The 4,102-nt window shown below is 67.3% G+C and carries 4 protein-coding genes and 1 pseudogene; all 5 read right to left on the reverse strand.

The window, feature by feature from the left end; genetic code table 11:
• Positions 1-1,063 (reverse strand): SLC13 family permease (locus tag FFS27_RS29600; protein ID WP_137952406.1); only part of this gene is annotated, 1,063 nt, incomplete at its 3' end.
• A 118-nt stretch (positions 1,064-1,181) separates the two neighbouring features.
• Positions 1,182-1,976 carry an ABC transporter ATP-binding protein gene (locus tag FFS27_RS29605; protein WP_003092883.1) on the reverse strand — a complete coding sequence of 265 codons (795 nt, stop codon included), beginning with the start codon at positions 1,974-1,976 and terminating at the stop codon, positions 1,182-1,184.
• 2 nt (positions 1,977-1,978) lie between these two features.
• Positions 1,979-2,869: an ABC transporter permease gene (locus tag FFS27_RS29610; protein WP_003092881.1), complete on the reverse strand. Its 891-nt coding sequence runs from the start codon at positions 2,867-2,869 to the stop codon at positions 1,979-1,981.
• Positions 2,870-2,952: 83 nt separating this feature from the next.
• On the reverse strand, positions 2,953-3,930 hold the full coding sequence (locus FFS27_RS29615) for an ABC transporter substrate-binding protein (protein WP_003100588.1): 978 nt from the start codon (positions 3,928-3,930) through the stop codon (positions 2,953-2,955).
• 105 nt (positions 3,931-4,035) lie between these two features.
• Positions 4,036-4,098 (reverse strand): annotated as a pseudogene (locus tag FFS27_RS34120) (hypothetical protein); the annotation flags it as partial.
• Positions 4,099-4,102 lie beyond the last annotated feature (4 nt).

Genomic DNA, 4,102 nt, shown 5'->3' on the forward strand with positions numbered 1-4,102 from the left:
CGTTGAGCCCGTACTGCGAACGGAAGCCCAGCTCCAGGACGCTCTTGCCGAGCAGGGTGGAGTCCGGCGGCAGAGTCACCTCGGCCATGCCGACCTCCCGCGACTGGTCGATGAAGTAGCTGGCGCGGAACGGCAGGCGCACCAGGTTCAGCTCGGCGCAGCGCCGGTCCATGTCCTCCGGAGGGGCGAAGACGTCCAGCAGCAACACGTCGCCCGCCTTCAGCTCGGTGCTGCCGCCGACCTTGACCACCTCGCTGTGGAACTTGCGCACCCGCTCCAGGCCGACCACGTTGGCGCCCAGGCGGGTGCGCAGTTGCAGTTCTTCCAGGGTGCTGCCGATCAACGGCGAGCCGAGCTGGACCTGCAGGCGCCGCTCGCGGCCGGCCAGGCGATAGTCGCGGATCAGGTCGCGCAGGGTCCGCCGTGCCTTCGGCGCGCCGACTTCCGCCGGGCTGGCGGCGTTCAGCCAGTTGCGCGTGAGCAGCATGTAGGCCACGCCGATGGCGAGCACCATCAGGCCTATCGGGGTGAAGGCGAAGAAGCCGAAGCCGGCATGACCCTCGCGCGCCAGCTCGCTATTGACCACCATGTTCGGCGGTGTGGCGACCAGGGTCATCATGCCGCTGATCAGTCCGGCGAAGGCCAGCGGCATCATCAGCCGGCCCGGAGGGATCTTCAGCTTGGCGGCGATGCTCAGGACCACCGGGATGAAGATCGCCACCACCCCGGTGGAACTCATCACCGAGCCCAGCCCGGCCACCGCCAGCATCAGCAGTACCAGCAGGCGCGCTTCGCTGCTGCCGGCGCGGGCGATCAGCCAGTCGCCGACCTGGTAGGCCACCCCGGTACGCACCAGGCCTTCTCCGATCACGAACAGCGCGGCGATCAGTATCACGCTGGGATCGCTGAAGCCGGCCAGGGCTTCGTTGAGGGTAAGGGTTCCGCTGACGCTGAAGGCCATGATCACCAGCAGGGCGATCACGTCCAGGCGCAGGCGGTTGTGGATGAAGAGGGCGACGGTGGTGGCGAGCAGGCCGACCACCCAGAGCAGTTCGAGGTTCATGCGGGCATCTGAGCGGGAGGATGCCTGCGAGTGTGGCAGACGGACGCGGATCGCGCCTTGATCTGCTGCAGGTCGACGGCGCCTCCCCGCTTCGCCGCGGAGAGGCGCAGCGGCCCTGTCAGCCGAGGAGGAGGGCGTCGTCGGCGAGCTTCTCGCCGCGCACCTTCTCGAACATCGCCAGCAGGTCCGGTACGTCGAGGCCCTTGCGTTGCTCGCCGGAGACGTCCAGCACCACCTGGCCCTGGTGCAGCATCACCGTGCGCTCGCCCACGTCCAGCGCCTGGCGCATGCTGTGGGTGACCATCATGGTGGTGAGTTTCTTCTCGGCGACGATCCGTGCGGTGAGATGCAGGACGAAGTCGGCGGTGCGCGGGTCGAGCGCCGCGGTGTGTTCGTCGAGCAACAGGATGCGCGACGGCTGCAGCGCCGCCATCAGCAGGCTGACGGCCTGGCGCTGGCCGCCGGAGAGCAGGCCGATGCGGTCGCCGAGGCGGTTCTCCAGGCCGAGGCCGAGGGTCGCCAGGCTTTCCCGGAAACCGTCGCGCATCGATGCCTGCACCGCCCTGCCGAGACCGCGACCGGCACCGCGACGCTGCGCCAGGGCCATGTTCTCCTCGATGGTGAGGTCCTCGCAGGTACCCGCCATGGGGTCCTGGAACACCCGCGCGACGCGGTTGGCGCGGGCCCAGACCGGCTTGCGGGTGACGTCTTCGTCGTCGATCAGGATCTGTCCGCTGTCGATCGGCAGGTCGCCGGATACCGCGTTGAGGAAGGTCGACTTGCCGGCGCCGTTGGAGCCGATCACGGTGACGAACTGGCCGGCCGGGATGTCCAGCGACAGGCCGCGCAGGGCGCGGGTCTCGATGGGGGTGCCGGGGTTGAAGGTGATCTTCAGGTTCTTCGCGCTGAGCATGGTCAGGCTCCCTTCTTGCCGAGCAGGCGTTTCTTCATCATCGGAATCACCAGTGCGACGGTGACCAGCACCGCGGTGACCAGGTTCAGGTCCTGGGCCTGCAAGCCGATGAAATCGCTGTTCAGCGCCAGGGCGATGAAGAAGCGGTAGACGATGGCGCCGAGGATCACCGCGAGGGTCGCCAGGATCAGCCGGCGCGAGGGCAGGATGCTCTCGCCGACGATCACCGCCGCCAGGCCGATGACGATGGTGCCGATACCCATGGAGATATCGGCGCCGCCCTGGGTCTGCGCGAACAGCGCGCCGGCCAGCGCCACCAGCGCGTTGGAGATGGCCATGCCGAGCAGGATCATGCCGCCGGTGTTGACCCCCTGGGCACGGGCCATCCGCGGGTTGGAGCCGGTGGCGCGGATCGCCAGGCCTTTCTGGGTGGTGAAGAACCAGTCCAGCAGCAGCTTCGCGGCGATCACGATGAACACCAGCAGCAGCGGGCGGAACACGTAGTCGCTGAGCCATTCCGGCTGCAGCAGGGTGAACAATGTCGGCTCGGCGATCAGCGGTACGTTGGGCTTGCCCATGATGCGCAGGTTGATCGAGTAGAGCGCGATCATCATCAGGATGCTGGCGAGCAGGTCCATGATCTTCAGCTTGACGTTGAGCAGGCCGGTGGCCAGCCCGGCCAGTGCGCCGGCTGCGGTGGCCGCCAGGGTCGCGCTGTACGGGTCCCAGCCGAGGGCGATGAGGGTCGCGCAGACCGCGCCGCCGAGCGGGAAGCTGCCGTCCACCGTGAGGTCGGGGAAGCGCAGCAGGCGGAAGGAGATGAATACGCCGAGTGCCACGAGGCTGAAGATCAGGCCGATCTCCAGGGCACCGAACAGGGAAAACAGAGACATGACTTCGTAACCGAGTGCGTGAAGGCAGGATTATCGTGCCGTCCGGCCACGGGCGGGACGCCCGCGGCCGGCGGCCGCTTTTTTTACTTGATGACTTCCGCGGCCGACTTGAGCAGTTCGTCGGACAGGGTCACGCCTTGCTTCTGCGCGGCCCCGGGATTGACGAACAGCTGCAGGTTGTCGCTGGTCTCCGGCTTGATCTCGCCCGGCTTCTCGCCCTTGAGGATGCGCACCACCATGCGGCCGGTCTGCTTGCCCATCTCCTTGTAGTTGATGCCGAGGGCGGCGATGGCGCCGCGCTTGACGCTGTCGGTGTCGGAGGCGATCAGCGGGATCTTCGCGTCGTTGCCGACCTTGACCAGCGCCTCGTAGGCGGACACCACGTTGTTGTCGGTGTTGGTGTAGATCGCGTCGACCTTGCCGACCAGGCTGCGCGCCGCCGAGCTGACGTCCACCGAACGCGGTGCCGAGGCTTCGACCAGGCTCAGGCCCATCTTCGGCAGCAGTTCCTTCAGCTCCTTGACCACCACCACGGAGTTGGCTTCGCCCGGGTTGTAGACCATGCCGATGCGCTTGGCGCCCGGCACCACTTTCTTGATCAGCTCGATCTGCTTGTCCAGCGCGAGCATGTCGGAAACCCCGGTGACGTTGGTGCCGGAGGCTTCCCAGCTCGGCGTCAGGTGCGCGCCGACCGGGTCGGTGACGGTGCTGAAGACGATCGGGATGCTCTTGGTCGCGGCCACCAGCGCCTGGGCCGACGGAGTGGCGATGCCGACGATCACGTCGGGCTTGTCGCCGATGAACTTGCGGGCGATCTGCGCGGCGGTGCCGGTGTTGCCCTGGGCGCTCTGGTACTGCCACTTGAGGTTCTTGCCGTCTTCGTAGCCGGCCTCCTGGAGGGCCTCCTTGACCCCGTCGCGAGCGGCGTCCAGCGCCGGGTGCTCGACGATGGCGGTCACGGCCACCGACTTCTGCTCGTCGGCGTTGGCGCCGAAGGACAGGGCCATGCCAAGGGCCAGGGCACTGAGGGGCAACCATTTATTCTTATAGGCCTGCATCATGCGGCGATCTCCTGATTGTATTGGCGCGCTGTAGCGAATTGTTCTGATTGGGCGGTGCGGGGCGCTCTGGTACTGCCACTTGAGGTTCTTGCCGTCTTCGTAGCCGGCCTCCTGGAGGGCCTCCTTGACCCCGTCGCGAGCGGCGTCCAGCGCCGGGTGCTCGACGATGGCG

This window comes from Pseudomonas sp. 2VD, from assembly GCF_005503585.1.
Classification (GTDB): Bacteria; Pseudomonadota; Gammaproteobacteria; order Pseudomonadales; family Pseudomonadaceae; genus Pseudomonas; species Pseudomonas aeruginosa.

Bases quoted from the DNA above. Each gene is read 5' to 3' on its own strand.
- FFS27_RS29605 (WP_003092883.1), bottom strand. From the start codon at position 1,976: ATGCTCAGCGCGAAGAACCTGAAGATCACCTTCAACCCCGGCACCCCC.
- FFS27_RS29610 (WP_003092881.1), bottom strand. From the start codon at position 2,869: ATGTCTCTGTTTTCCCTGTTCGGTGCCCTGGAGATCGGCCTGATCTTC.
- FFS27_RS29615 (WP_003100588.1), bottom strand. From the start codon at position 3,930: ATGATGCAGGCCTATAAGAATAAATGGTTGCCCCTCAGTGCCCTGGCC.